The sequence below is a fragment of the Aliiroseovarius sp. ABM4_368 genome (genome assembly GCF_056161205.1).
This window is the reverse complement of the sequence record NZ_JBSWYR010000002.1, coordinates 301848-318623: the sequence shown is the minus strand read 5'-3', so window position 1 is coordinate 318623 and position 16776 is coordinate 301848. Positions and strand designations below refer to the sequence as shown.

The window sequence follows — 16776 nt, the reverse complement described above, 5'->3', positions numbered from 1 at the left end:
CCTTGATGTGAAAACGCCGGGCAGTGGGCCCGGCGCATGTCTTATAAGTCTGGTCGATCCGGGTCTAGGGCCTTTGGCCCCATCCATCCATGACGCATGTCTGAGAAGCTCAAAACCGGTTCCCACCTTTGAGCGACATGCTTTTAGAGCTTGCCGTCACGAATGCGCAACTGACGCGCACGGGTCAGAATCGCATCTTCAATCTTGCGAACCGCTTCTGCACTGGCCGGGCGACCGCCACTCGTATACAGCGCAACCGACAGCGAACGGGCGTCGAGCGCGGGATCGCGTACATATACCGTGGCCTTATATGCCGAACCGCCACCCGGTGGGCGACCCAAGCCAAATACAATCACACCCGAGAACGGATCCGCCGCCTGAACCGGCATAAAGCTGAGCACATCCAGCGACGCATTCCAGATATAGCGGTTTACTTCGACCGTCGTGTTGGGGTCATCGACGTTCTTGAATAGATCCCAGATCGTTTCACGGGGTTCTTCGGCCTGAGGTGAGTGTTGAACACCACCATTTTGCTGTTGGGCGTTCGACCCTCCGCCGAAAATATTGCCCGATCCAGCGGACCCGCGGCTACCGCCACAGGCCGAAAGGCCGAGAATCGCAATCAGCGACAATCCAAAAGCAGAAGTTTTCAGGATGCCCATAAAACAGCCCCATATGCAGAAAATTCCTCTTGTTAGTATATAAGCGCCTGCGGGCGGGCAAGCGTTTTCCAAAATGCTGTAAAACACCCCTATATTAAGAGAATCTCTTGATAATGCGGGTTTTCGCCGGATGCGGGAAAGAAACTGTGGCATAGAAGCACCAATGTGCCATGCAAACTGTTTTCGACGTTCCAGTCGGCTTGCAATGAGCGGCGGAAAGGTGGAATTACCCAAACATACTCAATTCGGATTCCCCTGAATTGAGGTCAACTCTTGAAATATGAGGGAAAACGAAATGAAAAAGATTCTCTTCGCTTCGACCGCTCTGGTCGCAACCGCTGGTGTCGCCGCTGCTGAAATCAGCTTCGGTGGTGAAGCTGGTTTTGGCTTCATCTATAACGATGCAGCCGCTGACGAATGGGTAGCTGACTTCTACACCACTCTGAACATCGACTTCACCGGTGAAACCGATGGTGGTCTGTCGTTCGGTGCCGATCTGGACATCACCTTCGACAACGGCGCATCGGGCGTTACCGACAACCAAGTTGTTTGGGTTGAAGGCGGCTTCGGCAAGTTCGCAGTTGGTACCGTTGGTTCGGCTGTAGACGCAACTTTGGGTCTGGGCGACATCGGTTACTCGGGTCTGGGTACCGACAACACCGCTGAAGCTCTGATCGACGCTGCTGACGCTGGTAACCTGATGTACACCGGCACCTTCGGTGACTTCGCTGTTGCTGCTTCGTACGACATGAACGGCGCAGAAAACTTCTCGATCGCAGCCACCTACACCATCGGTGACTACGAAGTTGGTCTGGGTTACGACGACTGGGGCAACATTGCCAACGGCGACGCGTTCCACATCAAACTGGGTGCTGACATCGGCGACTTCGCTGTAGACGCTCTGTACTCGCGTGCGGACGATGCTGACATCAACGCTTACGGCCTGACCGCTGGTTACACCATGGGTGCAGTTAGCGTAACTGCTGCTTACTCGGAACTGGACACCCCGCTGGGTTCGACCGACGCTTACGGCATCGGCGTTTCCTACGACCTGGGTGGCGGTGCATCGATCAACGCCGGTGTTGGCGAGATCAACGATGTTACCGAAGCCGATCTGGGTATCATCATGACCTTCTAATCCTAACGGATTATTTGGAATGGGAAGAGCGGGCCTTGCGCCCGCTCTTTTCTTTTGGGAAACCTGTTTCAAGCAAGCACAGGATAGCCCATGCCCCTTTCAGACATTCAGGACCGTATCGCCAAGGAAGAGGCCCGCATGGGTCGCACCCCCGGATCGGCACAGTTGATTGCCGTGTCCAAGGTTCAGCCGTTGGAACGTGTTGTGGCGGTGCTGGAGGAAGGTCACCGCGTCTTTGGCGAAAACAAGGTGCAAGAGGCCGCGGGCAAGTGGCCTGACCTTAAGGAAAGGTTCGACGGGGTCGAGCTGCACCTGATTGGTCCGCTTCAGACCAACAAAACTCGTCAAGCGATGGGGCTTTTCGATGTGATTCATTCTGTCGATCGGCCGAAGCTTGCCCGAGCCATAGCGCGGATTTCTGAAGAAGACGGCCACTGCCCGCGTTTGTTTATCCAAGTGAACACGGGTGAAGAAGATCAGAAAGCGGGTGTGCTGCCCGATGATCTGGCCGAGCTTGTCGATCTTTGCCGTGAATTGCAGCTGCCCGTCGAGGGTCTGATGTGCATCCCCCCTGCGGACGAAGAACCTAGCCTGCATTTTGCATTGCTGGCCAAGCTGGCGAAGCAATATGGGCTTCAAGGGCTGTCGATGGGGATGAGCGGTGATTTCGAGCGCGCCATTGCGCAGGGTGCGACTTATGTCCGTGTTGGTTCGGCGATATTTGGCGAACGGGATTACGGTTGATCGCTATTTCACAATGATCCGGCTGTGCGAGGTCCAGTGCTCAAGGATCCAACGCAAGTCTTTGGGTGCGAATGCCAAGCAGCCTGCGGTTGGATGGCGCGATTTGCGCCATTGGTGCACGAAAATGGCGGACCCTCTGCCGGGTGTGGCGTCCGGATAGTTCCAGTCGCTGAACAGCACCACGTCGTAAAGCGGCGCGGTCATGCGCATCTTTTCGTGGCTGCGGGGGTAATTCCGCGCGCGCAGCCCTTGGTTATAGGCTGGATCGGCGGGGTCATCTGACCAGATATCCGAAGGTCCGATGGGCGTCAGGTCTTGTATTGTGTCGGGGCAGGGCCGCCGATCTGCGCGATAAGCGCCACCCAACAGACGCCAGATGCCACGAGGGGTCGCTCCGTCACCCTCGCGCTTGTCATCAGTCATGCCGCCGCGTCCGATCGCCACGGGAAATCGTCGCCCCATGAAGCGTGCACCCCAGCGGGTGACCACCATGTCATGACGCCGCGGTGTCACAGTAAATGCCCGGATTTCTTGGCTTTCGTTGCCAGATAGTCAGCGTTGTGCGCACTTTCCCCGGCCTTAAGCGGCACGCGCTGGGCTACTTTCACGCCGTTCTCTTCCATCATCGCCACTTTGCGTGGGTTGTTGGTCATCAGTCTGACCTGCGAAAATCCCATGGATTTCAAGATCTCGGACCCAATGCGGAAGTCACGTTCGTCGTCTTCGAAACCCAGCCTGTGATTGGCTTCGACCGTGTCAAAGCCTTGATCTTGCAGAGAATAGGCGCGCATCTTGTTGGCCAACCCAATGCCGCGACCCTCTTGGTTCAGGTACAAAAGTACACCCGCACCATTCGCCCCCATTGCTGCCAAAGCCGCGTTCAACTGCGGGCCGCAATCGCATTTCAGACTGCCCAGCACATCGCCGGTAAAACAGGCCGAATGCAACCGGGCCAGCACCGGCTCATCCCGTGAAGGGCGCCCGATTTCGACGGCATAGTGCTCTTCGCCTCCATCTTCGGGGCGGAAAATATGAAGCTTTCCGGCCTCTGAGACCTGCATGGGCAGGCGAGCATGGACCACGGGGGCCAGGTGCAAATCTCGCAGGGTGTGCTGGTCCAGATGGACCGAGGTCAGCCCGTGCATTCGGGTCAGTTCGTTGGCATCCAGCGTTTCGACAACCAAGGCCGAAGGCAGAAGCTGCGCCGCTTTACACAGCGCAATCGCGTGCGCTTCAAGCGCGTCATCTCCGCCGCGACAGGTGCGAAACGGGCCTTTCATCGGGTTTGACAAGTCATCCGCCGGATCCGCAACCGAGGTGATCCAGCGGGTGTCCGCATCCAAGGGCAGCTCAATTCGCGCAACCCGATCCGAATACGCCCGCGCTTTTAAGGTTTCCGCCCGACGTGGAGTGATCGCCAGAACGGCATCCCCCAGCGCGCGTAGATTGGTCAAGCGTCCTGCCGATAGGGTTTCGGCCGCTGCGGCGATCACATCTCGCCCATCTAACCGCAACACCACCGGCACCCCCATGCGCAAATCGGCACGGGCGCGGGCAAGAAGCTCGGTCTGGTTGGGGGCAAGCGTCATGGCAATCCTCTCGGTCCCTAGATAGGCGGTTCTGTCACGATATGAAACATTTCCCGGTGAATTGACACGAGCCCGTGAGAGTTTTGTTGCATATCTTGTCATTTCCGTGCGCGCCCACAAATTTGATTGCAACACGACAGAGGAGGACGCCATGTCCACGTTGAAAAAGATTTTGCTGGTAGATGACGACGAGGATCTGCGCGACGCCTTAGCCGAACAGTTGCTGATGACCGAGGATTTCGACGTGTTCGAAGCCGGAAACGGGGCCGAGGCTATCGTGAAATCTAAGGAAGCCCTTTATGATCTGGTGATCCTCGACGTGGGCCTGCCCGACACAGACGGCCGCGAGCTGTGCCGCGTAATGCGCAAGCAGGGTGTAAAATGCCCGATCCTGATGTTGACCGGGCATGACACTGACGCAGACACCATTCTGGGGCTGGACGCGGGCGCCAATGACTATGTGTCAAAGCCCTTCAAGTTCCCTGTGCTTTTGGCTCGTATCCGTGCCCAACTGCGCCAGCACGAACAATCCGAAGACGCCGTTTTCCAGCTTGGGCCGTATACGTTCAAGCCGTCGGTGAAGATGCTGGTGACAGAAGACGACCGCAAGGTCCGCCTGACCGAGAAAGAAACGAACATCCTGAAGTTCCTCTATCGCTCGACCGATGGCGTCGTCGCCCGCGATGTGCTGCTGCACGAGGTCTGGGGCTATAACGCGGGCGTCACCACGCATACGCTGGAAACCCACATCTATCGCCTGCGCCAAAAGATCGAGCCCGACCCCTCGAACGCGCGGCTTTTGGTAACTGAAAGCGGTGGCTATCGCCTGAACGCCTAAGGTTCCTCTGGTGCCAAGAGGGCGGTAACTCCCTTGCCGCAAATGGCACATTTCCTCCCTGAAGACTGACCGGGCCCACGTGGCCCGGTTTTTTTACTTTGTGCCAATCAATTCCATCGAAATATCCCGATCAAACAGTCGTTCCGCGTTCTTATACGCAATCTTCTCGGCCACACTGCGCGGTAGTTTGGATAACCATTTGCGGTTCATTGCAATGATGTCTTCATAGTTGTCCCACTGACTGTTGACCCAAGTATCACTACCAACCATTAGTCGATCTTGAAAATCGAACACGATCTTCTTCCAATCGGGATCAAGCTCGTCGCCATATCCCAAAATGGCGTGTTCCCGCAGAGACGTGTCCGCGATGAGCTCTGGGAATTCTGCCATCAAGCGGTAAACCTCGCTTGCGGGTTCACCCAACCCCGCATGCGCCCAGATGATTTTGACGTCTGGATCAAGGTCATAAAGCCAGCGGATCGGCTCGGTGCCGGAATGCACATGCAGGTACAAATCCCGTTCCTTGGCGATCTTGATCAGTTCACGAAACAAGCTTGGGGACCACATCCGGCGATTGTGGATATGATATTCGCCAATGCCTTCATGTGGATACCTGTCTAAACGCCCTTTGATGTAATCAGCCATCTCGGGAAAACTGGTCCAGTTCGAAGATCCGGCATCCCCGTGATAGGGTCGAAGTTCTGGCACCACACGGTTTGGTGCGTGTTCCCACAACATGATCGTGCCCTCGTCAGGGGTCGAAGACACCAGCCCCATCGCCACGCCGGAATTGTCCATAAGTTGCACGACACTCTCGACGGGATATGGCCCCCATGCGGGTTCTTTATAGTGAATATGTGCGTCGAAAATCGGCAGCTCGGACACGGCATCGCCGATGGGAGCCTCGTGTTCGTGGGAGGTTGCTGCGCCAGCAAGCGATAAGAGCGCGATCATCGCAAGGGCAGGGGTGTTCTTGGAAATTGACATCTGAACGTCTCCGCAAGTAGGCTCGGCCCTTCTACGGTAGCGCATGTATTCGCGTGTCGCCACTCTGCGCAGGCCGTTTCAAAGCTTGCCTTTGACCCTATTTGCGCAAGATTAGTGCCTGATGGACCGGGCTTTTCAGCCCGATCCCTTCTCTTAAATCCGAACCTTACCGGCTCAATACACGCAGACGGCTTTCGAATTCACCGCGGTCGACATAGCAGCCGTGCAGATGGCGAAAGCCCGTTTGTGGGTCGAAGGCTTCGCGGCCGTGCAGCACGCGGCGGTTGTCGAAGACGACCATTTCACCACCCTTCAGGCGCAGCGACACGACGTATTCGTCCGACCGGGTCATGATCATGTACTGGCGATAAGCACGGTAGTATCGGGCCATCAGCGCAGGCTCCAGATCGAAGATATCCGCCAGATGCGCGTTAAAGCAGATCTCGATCACGCGACCATCCTCGTCAAGATTGATCACTTTCTTGCGGTTGCGGATGTCGGTGTCTTCGTCGTGGAAGCGGAAGGGGACTGACACTGTGGACAGAAGCTCGAACGCTTCGGGGTCCTGGTCGCGCAGGTCCTCGGCAATTGCATAGCCGTCGCAGAACAGAGACCCACCGCCGCGTGCTTCGTTTGCCAGACAGTGCAGGAATTGGAAGCCCGGAGGCAGCTCTTGATTGGTTAGGTCGGTGTGCAGAGGCAAAGCAATCGGCGTATAGGCCAGATTGTTCGGGTTTGGCTTCGACTGGACCTCGAATACCAGTCCGAAATTTGTTTCGCGCAGAAAGCCGATGCGCTTGGCAACGTCGGTGCCTGCCTCAATCGTATCCGCCAGCCCCTCGACAATCGAATAGCCATAGGTCTGCGTGGCGATCAGCCAGTCTTTCAACGCGATGTCCGAGGTCATGATATCGCGTGCATTGGCGCGGGGTACACCTTCGGCACCAAGATCTGAACGCCAAGTGGTGAAGCCGGTGCGCGCCGGATCAAAGGCATATTGGCCGGGGCGGTGGGCCTTCAGCCAGTTCATATCGAAGCTCGACACGGTTTTGTCGCCCGCCCAATGGATGGTCAGGGTCTTGTCGTTGGCCTCGATCACCTCGGGCGTTTTGTCCAGCGAGATGGCGGTCAGATCGGTGATCCGTTCCTGTGTCTGCGGGTGAAATCCGGCGGGGTCGTTATCAGCCAGCCAGATGAAAGGGAAATGGGCGTCTTGTCCGTCGTCCCATTGGATGAACACGGTTGCGTCGTGCATGGTTGCACTGGTCATGGGAAACTCCATGTTACTGAGATTGTTAAGCTATTAATGATGTGACCGGCCGCGCCAGTCAGGTGTGGTGACCGGGGGGTGGCCACCAATCATAGGCTTTTTTATATGGATGTCCGGGGCGCTGCCCCAATACGACATGCATCTCAGTAAACCTTGTTCGCGTTGATCTGAGCTATGCCAATAGGGATGAGTTGTCGCAAGTCTATTTTGCGTCCTGAGGGGCGCGCACTGCCGGTGGTACGCTAAGAATTTGACTTACGTGATTACACATTAAACAAACTGCCCACACCATAGGCCAACGCTGCCGCTGCCCCCCCAATCAGCAGCGTTTCAAAAGCTGAACGCCACCACGGGCTGAGGGACCAGTGGCTTTTCAGGGCGCTGACCGAGGTGGTGTTCTGGGGCCAAAAACCAATTGAGCAACCTGTACGTTACCGTGTGAACCAGAACGCAGTTTCGATCCCCATCGGACCAACGATCAGGAACAGGATAGATGTGATCCAAAGAAGTCTGCGTTTTGCGCGGATTGTGCTCAGAAGCCGATCGCGCAGTGCGGGCTGATCAAAGGCGCTGATCCACATCAGCAGGTAAAGATTGGCGAAGACAAAGCTCCACCAGCGAAACTGGTCGTGCCCTACAAAGCTAAGCAGCAGAGGTGCGAAGACGCCAATCAGGATAAGGGGCATTCCAAATCTTGCCCGAAGATCAGACCGTGCAATGATGCCCAGCGTCAGGTGCATGAAAGGCAAGAACAGTGCTAGGACAATCAGGTTCTCGAGCAATCGGTTTGGGTCCAGCACATATCCTGCTGAATAGGCGGCATTCTCGCTTAGGTCCCGAAAAAGGACACGTAGGGACAGGTCACTGACCAACCCATCATAACGCGCGTGATACAGCGACATGAGCGCGTCGAAGCTTTGCGTGTCCGAGCCGCCGTATTTGAACACAGCAAATGTGATCAGCCCTAACAATATTAGCGCCAGAAGCATTGGGACCAGCTTGGCCGTGCGTCCTTTCAGAACTGCTAGTGCCATCAGGCTGATAGGAATGGTACATAGGAACGCGATCTCGTGCGTCAGGATGGCGAGTGTCTGAAGGGCCATCACTGCGCCCAGCCCCTGCCAGAACCGTACATGCGCGCATATCCAGATACCCAGAAGTGTCAGAAAAATCAGAAAAATATCATAGCGTCCAAGATCTAGCAGAAAGTGCCCCAAAAACGCTGGACATCCCAGAAAAAACAGAAGCAATAGCGCCCGATCTTGCACCTGTGCCCGACGTGTCAGCCATGAGACCGACCAGATCAGAGCCGCGGTTACCACTGCAATAATGATAAGGCTGGTGGTCATAACGGACCACGGATCGGGAGAGCCAACCAGTCGCAAAACCGTGCCGGGGAATGCGCGTTTCAAGAACTCGTGTTCATAGCTGAAATAATAGTGAGTTAATACCCAGGGGGTCGGCGCGAGCTGAAGCCCCAGATGCCAAATTAACGCGGCCATAACGACAAACAGAGCCGCCAAGCGCGGGATATCCGTCTGATGTGCCGGCGTGTGTGACATGGGCGTTGTTGTTCTTTTGTGCATAGCCAATTGAATAGGGGATCATAAGCTGTGACTCCAGCGTTGTGATTACTGATCTTCCGGCCTTACCGCTTCATCCCCCATTAAGTATCGCGGCCCCGCGCCCTTATCCGCCGCCACATCGTCCGGGTTGTACAGCGCGCAGCGATCCAAAGACAGGCAGCCACAGCCGATGCACCCGTCCAGCTTGTCTCGCAGGCGGGTTAGTGACTGAATCTGTTCATCAAGTTCCGTGCGGAAGTCTTGCGAAATCTCGGTCCAGTCTTTGGCCGTTGGCGTACGGCTTTGAGGAAGCCGTCCCAGAACTTCGCGGATGCGGTCCAGTGTGAAGCCAAACTTCTGCGCGATCATCACAAAGCTTAGCCGTCGAATGTCGGACCGAAGGAACCGTCGTTGCCCGCCGGCATTGCGCTCTGGCGCGACCAATCCTTGGGTCTCGTAATACCGGATTGCGGACACGGCCAGTCCGGTGCGGTTTGCCAATGTGCCGATGGAAATTTCGTTCCTGCGCTCCATGTTAGGTCTCCGAAAGAAAAAGCTTGAGCTAAAGTTAACTTTAGGAATTATCAACCGAGTCGCACCAGTAATCAAGGAGGCCAATATGGCAAATCTGGAACATGTGAATGTGACTGTAAGCGACCCCAAAGCAACAGCCGCGTGGTTGGGCGCGGTGTTCAACTGGAAAATCCGGTGGGAGGGCAACGCCATGTCCGGTGGCTATACCGCGCATGTGGGCGACGAGGGGTCGTATGTGGCTCTATACACGCCCAACATTGCGATGAAAGACCCGCAGCATTCCTATACAACCCGTGCCGGGTTGAACCATGTGGGCGTCACTGTGGATGACATCACTGCGACCGAGGCACGGGTTAAGGCTGCTGGGTTCAAACCGCATAATCACGGGGATTACGAGCCGGGCAAACGCTTCTACTTCGATGACCATGATGGCGTCGAATGGGAGGTCGTGTCCTACGCCTGATCCGCGATGATCAGATCTCGGGCCGGTGTTGCATAAGCCATGCCTTAACGTCCGCCAGTCGGCCGCGCGCAATTGGGACATTCGTGCCGTTCGACAATTGCAACACCGGACTTCCTTTTTGACGCTTGCGGCCAGTTACGGCCTTCTTTGCCACCCAATGCGAGCGATGGCACTGAATGCCGTGCGCATGGTCACACAACTCCACGAAATCCTTCAACGCGCCCCGCAACAGAAGCTTGGTCTGTTCGAACACGAATTCTAAATAGTGCTCTTGCGAGCGAACGTGCAAAAGCGATTCGAGATGAATCACTGTGTCCTTAAACGTAACTTTAGTTTTCTCGGGATCGTCTGGTTGAAGAACGTCAGGGGTGTCTTTGGGGGCCACCTCTGACCAGAAATTTGGCCAGATGCTGGTTGCAATCAAGAACTCCACAAGCGCAGCGATAACAAGATTGCGAAAGTAATCAGCCCACGCCAGATCCGAGGCCGATAACGTGATGTCCAACAAAAGATCTGTAAGTGTTGTGCTTGAATAGACTGCCGCAACCGTCGCAAGGGCAGTTATCAAATAGTTGAAGATCGCAATCTCGATCTTTAGCCAGTACAGGACCGTATGAAATATGCGCGCTACGAGGTACCAATACAGCACGGTCATATAAACCCCGAACTGCCAAAATACGATCCGGCCCAGATACGATGTTTCGACCCCATAGATTGTTGACTTAAAGGTCGCCATTGCCAGCGCGATCAGCACGATCGCCCCGTTCATGCGACCCGAGGTCAATAGGTGGTGAACAACGCTCCAGTCACATTTTATGCGTGTGCCATTTATGGCAAATACATGCATTTCATTCCACCGAGCTGTATTTGTTGGTTTTTTCATGTGATCAAAACTTAATCATGGAGCTTAAGGTGGGTCAAATGCTGTAGTGGCATGATGGCCGAGAACGGTGGGTTAAGTAGTTAGTATTTACCATGATACTAGAGCGCCAGTGCCTAATGCACTCGGCGCTCTTTTCTATTCCAAAGTTGTAAATAATTTCTGAATGGTGCCAGTTCCGATTTTCTGGCAAGACTGATGGTTCAAGCGACCATCAACAGGAAGACGCGCGATGAGCTTTACCCTTGCCACTTGGAACATCAACTCGGTCCGTCTGCGCGAACCCATCGTGCTGAAACTGCTGGAAGAAGAAGCGCCAGACGTGCTTTGCCTTCAGGAATGTAAAAGCCCGGTGGAAAAGATCCCGATGGAGGGCTTCAAGGCGCTGGGCTACACCCACATGGTGGCCCGTGGGCAGAAGGGTTACAACGGCGTCGCGATCCTGTCGCGCATCCCCATGGTCGAAGCCGAGAGCTTCGATTTCGCCGATCTGGGCCATGCGCGCCACATCGCGGGGCAGCTGGAAAACGGTGTGACAGTTCACAACTTCTATGTACCAGCGGGCGGTGACGTGCCTGACCGCGAGGTGAACGAGAAGTTTGGCCAAAAGCTTGATTACCTCACCGACATGCGGAACCATTTTGGCAAGGCCAAGCCGCAAAAGTCGATCCTTGTGGGCGACCTGAACATCGCCCCGCGCGAGGATGACGTCTGGTCGCACAAACAGCTTCTGAAAGTGGTCAGCCATACCCCGGTCGAGGTCGAGGCTCTGGGTGACGTGCAAGACGCCGCTGGTTGGGTCGATATCACCCGTCAGGATATTCCCGAAGGGCAGCTTTACAGCTGGTGGTCCTATCGTGCCAAGGATTGGAATGCTGCGGACAAGGGCCGTCGACTGGATCACGTCTGGGCCACGCCCGACATCTCGAACGCCGGTCATGGCTCGCGGGTGATGCGCGATGCGCGTGGGTGGGAGAAACCGTCGGATCACGCGCCGGTCTTCGCGACGTTTGATCTTTAAATCCTGTCCGACCCGCGCCATATAGTCGTTAGACCTATTAAACGGAGCCAAGGCCATGGAACTTGAACTGGGCGGCGCGTCAGACGGCGTGGAACTGATCAAAGATGTGGGTGAAGCGACCTTCATGCAGGACGTGATTGAAGCCTCGCAAGAGGTGCCAGTGATCGTCGATTTCTGGGCGCCGTGGTGCGGTCCGTGTAAGACGCTTGGCCCGGCCCTTGAAGCCGCTGTGACCGCTGAAGGCGGCAAGGTTCGCATGGCCAAAGTGAATGTCGACGAAAACCAGATGATTGCTGGTCAAATGCGCGTGCAGTCGATCCCGACGGTCTATGCCTTCTGGCAAGGCCAGCCCGTGGATGGATTCCAAGGCGCGGTTCCGCCCAGCGAGATCGAGGAATTCGTAAAGCGCGTTGCGGCCCTTGGGGGCGATGGTGGTCTGGCAGATGCCATTGCAGCCGCAGATGAGATGCTGGAGGCAGGCGAGGTTCAGGACGCCGCCCAAACCTATGCCGCCATCCTTGAAGAAGACCCTAACTCGGCCGCGGCCTATGCTGGTTTGGCCCGTACACATCTTGCTGTCGGCAGTGCTGACGATGCCGAGGCAACCCTGAATGGTGCGCCTGCCGAGATCTCGGAAGCCCCTGAAATCGAAGCCGTCCGCGCCCAGATCGAACTTGCGCGTCAGGCTGAAAGCGCCGGTCCCTTGGCCGAACTGCGCGCCGCCGTCGACGCCAACCCCGATGATCACCAGTCGCGGTTCGATCTGGCCGTTGCGATGAACGCAGACGGTGATGTGCAAGGCGCTGTAGACGAGCTTTTGGAGCTTTTCCGCAGGGATAGAGACTGGAATGACGCCGCCGCTAAGCAGCAGCTGTTCACCATTTTCGATGCTTTGGACGCCAAAGATCCGATCGCGCTGACCGGTCGCCGCAAGCTGTCGTCGATGATCTTTGTGTGAACGGAAAAGTCGCGCTAGACTGGTGTCATGATCTCATCAGCTGACTTGCCGGACGTCCTTCCGATCTTCCCGTTGCCGGGCGCATTGCTCTTGCCTCGTGGCCGGCTTCCCTTGCATGTGTTCGAACCGCGCTATCTTGCGATGGTCGATGACGCCTTAAAAACGCCCGAGCGGTTGATCGGGATGATCCAACCCATCGGCGAGGAATGCGGCGAAGATACGCGGCTGCACAGCATCGGCTGCGCGGGGCGGATCACCAGTTTCACGGAAACCGAAGACGGGCGCTATATGGTCACGCTGACCGGTGTGTCGCGCTTTCGTTTAGGGCAATTGGAAACCGGGTTCTTGCCCTATCTGAAAGCGCAGATGGGTTGGGATAGTTTCGACCGCGACCTTGGCAAGGCAGAACATGATACCGGCCTGAATCGCGAGGCGTTTTTGGCGCTGCTGACGCGTTATTTTAACTTACAGGAGTTGCAGACCGATTGGGAAAGCCTTGAGGTCGCCGAGGATGAATTACTGATCAACGCTCTGTCCATGTTGTGCCCTTTTGCAGCTGAGGATAAGCAGGCGTTGCTAGAGGCACCATCGCTGCAAACCCGCCGTGAGACCCTTGTAACTCTTATGGAATTTGCGTTGCGCAAAGGCGCTGGCGAGGAGAAAGTTCAATGACCACCCCATCTGAGACCAAGTTCGACCGCCGCATGATCGAGGCATTGGTTTGTCCCGTCACGCAGACGCAACTGACCTATGACGCGGATAAGCAAGAACTGCTGTCGAAAGCTGCCAATTTGGCTTTCCCGATCCGTGGCGGCATCCCTGTGATGCTGGTCGACGAAGCGCGTAAAATCGAAGACTAAGCCCTTCGACCTGCTTAAACCCAGTTGATCCGTTCACGAAATTCCCGCCGATCCGGGAAGCGATGCTCGTGTTCTTTCAGCAGGTTTTTGGCTGCATCTGGGGACCGTAACGGGCGGCACAGGGTAATCAACCGCTCAAGGTAATTTGGCGTCGCGGGTTCCAGCTTGGAAGCGGTCTCGAAACACTCGAATGCAGGTTCAAAATTGCGGGCTTGGACGTATCGTTTACCAAATAAGGCGAGCGCTTCGGCACTGCTGGCGAAGATTTCCTTGTTGGCGTCATAAAGCTTGAACAGATCTTCGCTGTCATCCAACTTGTCCAGCATCCGAGCCGAGGCCAAAAGTGCCTCGAGCGTGTCTTCCTGCTGCTGACCCGAAGGGCTGTCGATATAGCTTTGCACCACATTGGCCATGATCCGGGCAACTAGATCTGGCGACACGTGGCGATAATCCCCGCGTGACCAAGCGACATTTGGGTTAGACAGGGTGACGAATTCATAAGACGGGAAGTAATCCACGCCCTCCCGGTTCAGCACAAACTGCTCTAACGCGGCGCGTTGCACCGATTTGGAATAGGCGTTGGCGACCAGCACGTCCATGTCACGGAAGGTGGACAGAAGCGGCACGGGCGAGACTGTCAGCAACATTTTCAAAGGCTTGGTGCGGTGTTTGGTCAGTAGGGCATAGATATCCTCCAGCCCATCAAGCACATCCTGAAAGCTGAGCACGCGAAATTCGAACCGGTCGGGATTGGCGTTCACAAGGGGCTGCGGGGGCGAGACATTCAGATAGATGCCCAGCTTGTTGTCGTACCAAGTTTCCACATAGCCCAGCGTGATGATGATCACATCCGCCTCTAAAACCCGGCCCATCACGCCAGTAAATCGCTGACGAAAATCCATAATCTCGTCCAGCGGATACTTCAGCCGTGCCATGCCCAGTTGCAGGTCGGCGTATTCCTTGCCTTCATTCACCGGATAGATGATGTCTTCGCCGGGGAACGTGTCAGGTTCTAGCGCCCAACGAATTTCGTTCAGGACCGAGTGGATCGAGTATTTGTTATAGAAGTTCGCTGCAAAACCAAGGCTCTCTCCGATTGGGCCAAGATCCAGCTCGCGGCTGGTGACGGTCAGGCCATTGTCGATCAGTGCTGCTTCGACATTCCGTGCGAAACACGATCCGATTGTAAAAATCTTGTCGGTCTGCTGGATGCTGAAAGACGGTTTGGCGGCAGGCGACGCCAAAGGGTACAGCCGGTCCCCATCCCGCTCGGGCGAGGGATAGCGCCGCAGCTTGTTGCGTCTGATGCGTTTGAATGCCTCTGCACCAGAGATGGATTCTAGGGGATTATCTGACATCCAGTTACTCGATTTTATACGCCTACATAGAAACTATACACCCCATGCCCTTGAAGGAAAGGGAGTGGTGGGGCAGTTTCCCCGACTTGGAAGGGGTCAGGCCGGGATGTTCTTCAAAAGCGCGGCCAGATGGCGATGCTTGGGATGTGCAGACTGTACACGCTCGGCAATGTCGCGAGCGCTTTGCACATTGTTCGTGGCCAATTCCAGCTCGGCCAGTTCGATCAAGGCATCGGGGTTTTCGGCGTCCAGCTCGAGCCCCTTATTGACGGCCTCGCGGGCGTCGTCCGCACGACCGTCCGCGCGGAGCAATTGAGAAAGCTGAACCCACCGCGCTGGGCGCAGATGTTGTGGGAACATGTTGACCGACGACTTGGTCAATTCGATCGCCTCGGCACGGTTGTCACGTAGCGCCAGAACCTTGATCAGTTGCGAGATCACGGCCCGCGCGCGCGGATTCACGGCAAGCGCATTGCGCAAAACGACTTCGGCCTGCTCCAGTTCGCGCTTGCCGATTTTGACGCCGGCTAGCATGACGCTGAATTGTGCGTCGTCTTTGAACTTCTCCAAGGCGGTCGAGAAAAGGTTCTCCGCGTCGTCCAAGCGCCGTTCGCGCTGGGCCAATGCACCTGCCATCAGGTAGTACTCGCGCGAGGTCGCGCCCAGATCGCCCAATCGCGCCAGAATATCCGCCGCCGCCTCGCGCGAGCGGTGGCGGGTGAGGATCCCGGCATATTGTACAAGCCCGCCTTCTTCGGTCGCGTCTTCCAGAACGGCCTCCATCTGGTTCAGCGCTGACGATGCTTGGGCATTTTCGGCGTCATAGGCGAAGTTCGAGGGATAGGTATTGGGGGTTTTATACAGAACCAGCGCGTCCTGTGTGCGCTCGACCGAATAGATCATGGGGGCCAGCGCGTCGATCTCGGCCTTGGGGTAATGTACAACGATTTCAACATGATCGACCATGGTGAAGCGGTGCTTGGCATAGGACATCACGGTGCCATCCGGGGCGAAATCCGCGTCGGGATCATCGCTGCGCAAGACCATAACACTGTTGTCGCCCATCGCCGACAGGCGGGTTTCTAGCGTGTCCGTTTCAAAGGGCGTATCGTCCGACAGAGTCCAGATCGCGATGTCTGCGGTGCTGCCATCCTTGGCGGAAGAGGTTTTGCCGGTCACCTCGGTCAACGCGCTGATATCTATGTCATCGCGCCCGTAAAATGCCAGTTTGGGCGCAGTATCTTTGTACCGCTCGAACAAGGAAGAACTGAACACATCGCGGTCGTTTCCGCCCGCGTCACGTTTATGCAGGGCGATGATGTTGTGATACCGCTCCATCCCTGCAACATCGCGGATCAGCGGATCATCGCTGCCTGTGTTCAGCTGCTGCATCAGCGTGCCGAAATATCCCACGCTGTTGGGCTCGTCCAATGTTAGCGAGCCACCAAACCGCGGGTGGAACGAGGTTTGGACGTCTTCGGCGATATAAACCCCGCCGGGGTTCAGCGTCGGGAACAGGATCTGATAGCTTTCAACGATATGCTCGTTCCTGTGCGAGCCGTCATCCACAATAATGTCAAACGGTCCGCGTTCCGCGATCACTTCGGCCAGGAAATCCGGGTCCACTTGGCTGCCCTGCAGGATTTTTACGCGTGGTCCCAGATCCATGGTCTTTTTCTGAATATCGATCCCGGTCACTTCGCCGTTCTCGAAGAAATCACGCCACATCCGAAGTGATTGCCCGCCCCGATCGTCATCCGCGTAACCCCCAACCCCGATTTCAAGGATCTTCACAGGCTTGTCCCGCAGATGCGCCAACAGCTTGAAATAATTGGGCGTATAGTCGTGATAGCCGAATTTGTCCGTGCCGTGCAAAATGGCAAGTCTGGAAAGAAGATCAGTCACGGTG

The 16776-nt window shown here is 56.1% G+C and carries 19 protein-coding genes; 8 read left to right on the top strand and 11 right to left on the bottom strand.

The window, feature by feature from the left end; translation table 11 throughout:
- Positions 1-143: 143 nt before the first annotated feature.
- On the bottom strand, positions 144-662 hold the full coding sequence (locus ACXAH3_RS07520) for a DUF3576 domain-containing protein (RefSeq protein WP_474861461.1): 519 nt from the start codon (positions 660-662) through the stop codon (positions 144-146).
- Between the two features lie 295 nt (positions 663-957).
- Here ACXAH3_RS07520 and ACXAH3_RS07515 point away from each other — a divergent pair, with 295 nt between their 5' ends.
- On the top strand, positions 958-1800 hold the full coding sequence (locus ACXAH3_RS07515; protein WP_474861460.1) for a porin: 843 nt from the start codon (positions 958-960) through the stop codon (positions 1798-1800).
- A 90-nt stretch (positions 1801-1890) separates the two neighbouring features.
- The gene (locus ACXAH3_RS07510; RefSeq protein ID WP_474861459.1) at positions 1891-2544 is read left to right on the top strand and encodes a YggS family pyridoxal phosphate-dependent enzyme; all 654 of its coding nucleotides are present in this window, start codon (positions 1891-1893) and stop codon (positions 2542-2544) included.
- Between the two features lie 3 nt (positions 2545-2547).
- Here the strand turns inward: ACXAH3_RS07510 and ACXAH3_RS07505 are convergent, their stop codons facing one another.
- Together ACXAH3_RS07505 and ribA are read right to left on the bottom strand one after the other, a co-directional pair.
- Positions 2548-3036, bottom strand: a complete 489-nt coding sequence (locus tag ACXAH3_RS07505; protein WP_474861811.1) for a L,D-transpeptidase family protein — start codon at positions 3034-3036, stop codon at positions 2548-2550.
- A gap of 17 nt (positions 3037-3053) precedes the next feature.
- Entirely contained in the window at positions 3054-4133 is a 1080-nt protein-coding gene (ribA, locus tag ACXAH3_RS07500) for a GTP cyclohydrolase II (protein ID WP_474861458.1), read from the bottom strand.
- A 151-nt stretch (positions 4134-4284) separates the two neighbouring features.
- On the opposite strand from ribA, the gene ACXAH3_RS07495 reads away from it, so the two are divergent.
- Positions 4285-4971 (top strand): response regulator transcription factor, encoded by a 687-nt coding sequence (locus ACXAH3_RS07495; RefSeq protein WP_474861457.1) that lies wholly within the window; start codon positions 4285-4287, stop codon positions 4969-4971.
- Positions 4972-5064: 93 nt separating this feature from the next.
- Here the strand turns inward: ACXAH3_RS07495 and ACXAH3_RS07490 are convergent, their stop codons facing one another.
- The 5 genes from ACXAH3_RS07490 to soxR all read right to left on the bottom strand — a co-directional run bounded on the left by ACXAH3_RS07490 (position 5065) and on the right by soxR (position 9327).
- A complete protein-coding gene (locus ACXAH3_RS07490) occupies positions 5065-5958 on the bottom strand; it encodes an amidohydrolase family protein (protein ID WP_474861456.1) in 894 nt (297 codons plus the stop codon).
- A gap of 166 nt (positions 5959-6124) precedes the next feature.
- A complete protein-coding gene (locus ACXAH3_RS07485; protein WP_474861455.1) occupies positions 6125-7228 on the bottom strand; it encodes a TauD/TfdA family dioxygenase in 1104 nt (367 codons plus the stop codon).
- A 263-nt stretch (positions 7229-7491) separates the two neighbouring features.
- Positions 7492-7605, bottom strand: coding sequence for a hypothetical protein (locus ACXAH3_RS07480; RefSeq protein ID WP_474861810.1), 114 nt, complete (start codon positions 7603-7605; stop codon positions 7492-7494).
- Positions 7606-7659: 54 nt separating this feature from the next.
- Positions 7660-8790, bottom strand: coding sequence for a hypothetical protein (locus ACXAH3_RS07475; protein WP_474861454.1), 1131 nt, complete (start codon positions 8788-8790; stop codon positions 7660-7662).
- 69 nt (positions 8791-8859) lie between these two features.
- Positions 8860-9327 carry a redox-sensitive transcriptional activator SoxR gene (gene soxR / locus ACXAH3_RS07470; protein ID WP_474861453.1) on the bottom strand — a complete coding sequence of 156 codons (468 nt, stop codon included), beginning with the start codon at positions 9325-9327 and terminating at the stop codon, positions 8860-8862.
- Positions 9328-9412: 85 nt separating this feature from the next.
- Here soxR and ACXAH3_RS07465 point away from each other — a divergent pair, with 85 nt between their 5' ends.
- Positions 9413-9790, top strand: coding sequence for a VOC family protein (locus ACXAH3_RS07465; RefSeq protein ID WP_474861452.1), 378 nt, complete (start codon positions 9413-9415; stop codon positions 9788-9790).
- A 10-nt stretch (positions 9791-9800) separates the two neighbouring features.
- Here the strand turns inward: ACXAH3_RS07465 and ACXAH3_RS07460 are convergent, their stop codons facing one another.
- Positions 9801-10637 carry a LytTR family DNA-binding domain-containing protein gene (locus tag ACXAH3_RS07460; RefSeq protein ID WP_474861451.1) on the bottom strand — a complete coding sequence of 279 codons (837 nt, stop codon included), beginning with the start codon at positions 10635-10637 and terminating at the stop codon, positions 9801-9803.
- Between the two features lie 265 nt (positions 10638-10902).
- On the opposite strand from ACXAH3_RS07460, the gene ACXAH3_RS07455 reads away from it, so the two are divergent.
- The 4 genes from ACXAH3_RS07455 to ACXAH3_RS07440 are packed head-to-tail and all read left to right on the top strand — an operon-like array spanning position 10903 to position 13509.
- A complete protein-coding gene (locus ACXAH3_RS07455) occupies positions 10903-11691 on the top strand; it encodes an exodeoxyribonuclease III (protein ID WP_474861450.1) in 789 nt (262 codons plus the stop codon).
- Between the two features lie 55 nt (positions 11692-11746).
- Entirely contained in the window at positions 11747-12649 is a 903-nt protein-coding gene (trxA, locus tag ACXAH3_RS07450) for a thioredoxin (RefSeq protein ID WP_474861449.1), read from the top strand.
- A 27-nt stretch (positions 12650-12676) separates the two neighbouring features.
- The gene (locus ACXAH3_RS07445) at positions 12677-13321 is read left to right on the top strand and encodes an LON peptidase substrate-binding domain-containing protein (protein ID WP_474861448.1); all 645 of its coding nucleotides are present in this window, start codon (positions 12677-12679) and stop codon (positions 13319-13321) included.
- A complete protein-coding gene (locus ACXAH3_RS07440) occupies positions 13318-13509 on the top strand; it encodes a Trm112 family protein (RefSeq protein WP_474861447.1) in 192 nt (63 codons plus the stop codon). Before ACXAH3_RS07445 ends, ACXAH3_RS07440 begins: the two co-directional genes overlap by 4 nt.
- 14 nt (positions 13510-13523) lie before the next feature.
- Here ACXAH3_RS07440 and ACXAH3_RS07435 read toward each other — a convergent pair whose 3' ends face one another.
- Together ACXAH3_RS07435 and ACXAH3_RS07430 are read right to left on the bottom strand one after the other, a co-directional pair.
- Positions 13524-14867 carry a GSCFA domain-containing protein gene (locus tag ACXAH3_RS07435; protein WP_474861446.1) on the bottom strand — a complete coding sequence of 448 codons (1344 nt, stop codon included), beginning with the start codon at positions 14865-14867 and terminating at the stop codon, positions 13524-13526.
- A 96-nt stretch (positions 14868-14963) separates the two neighbouring features.
- The gene (locus tag ACXAH3_RS07430; protein ID WP_474861445.1) at positions 14964-16772 is read right to left on the bottom strand and encodes a tetratricopeptide repeat protein; all 1809 of its coding nucleotides are present in this window, start codon (positions 16770-16772) and stop codon (positions 14964-14966) included.
- Positions 16773-16776: the final 4 nt, after the last annotated feature.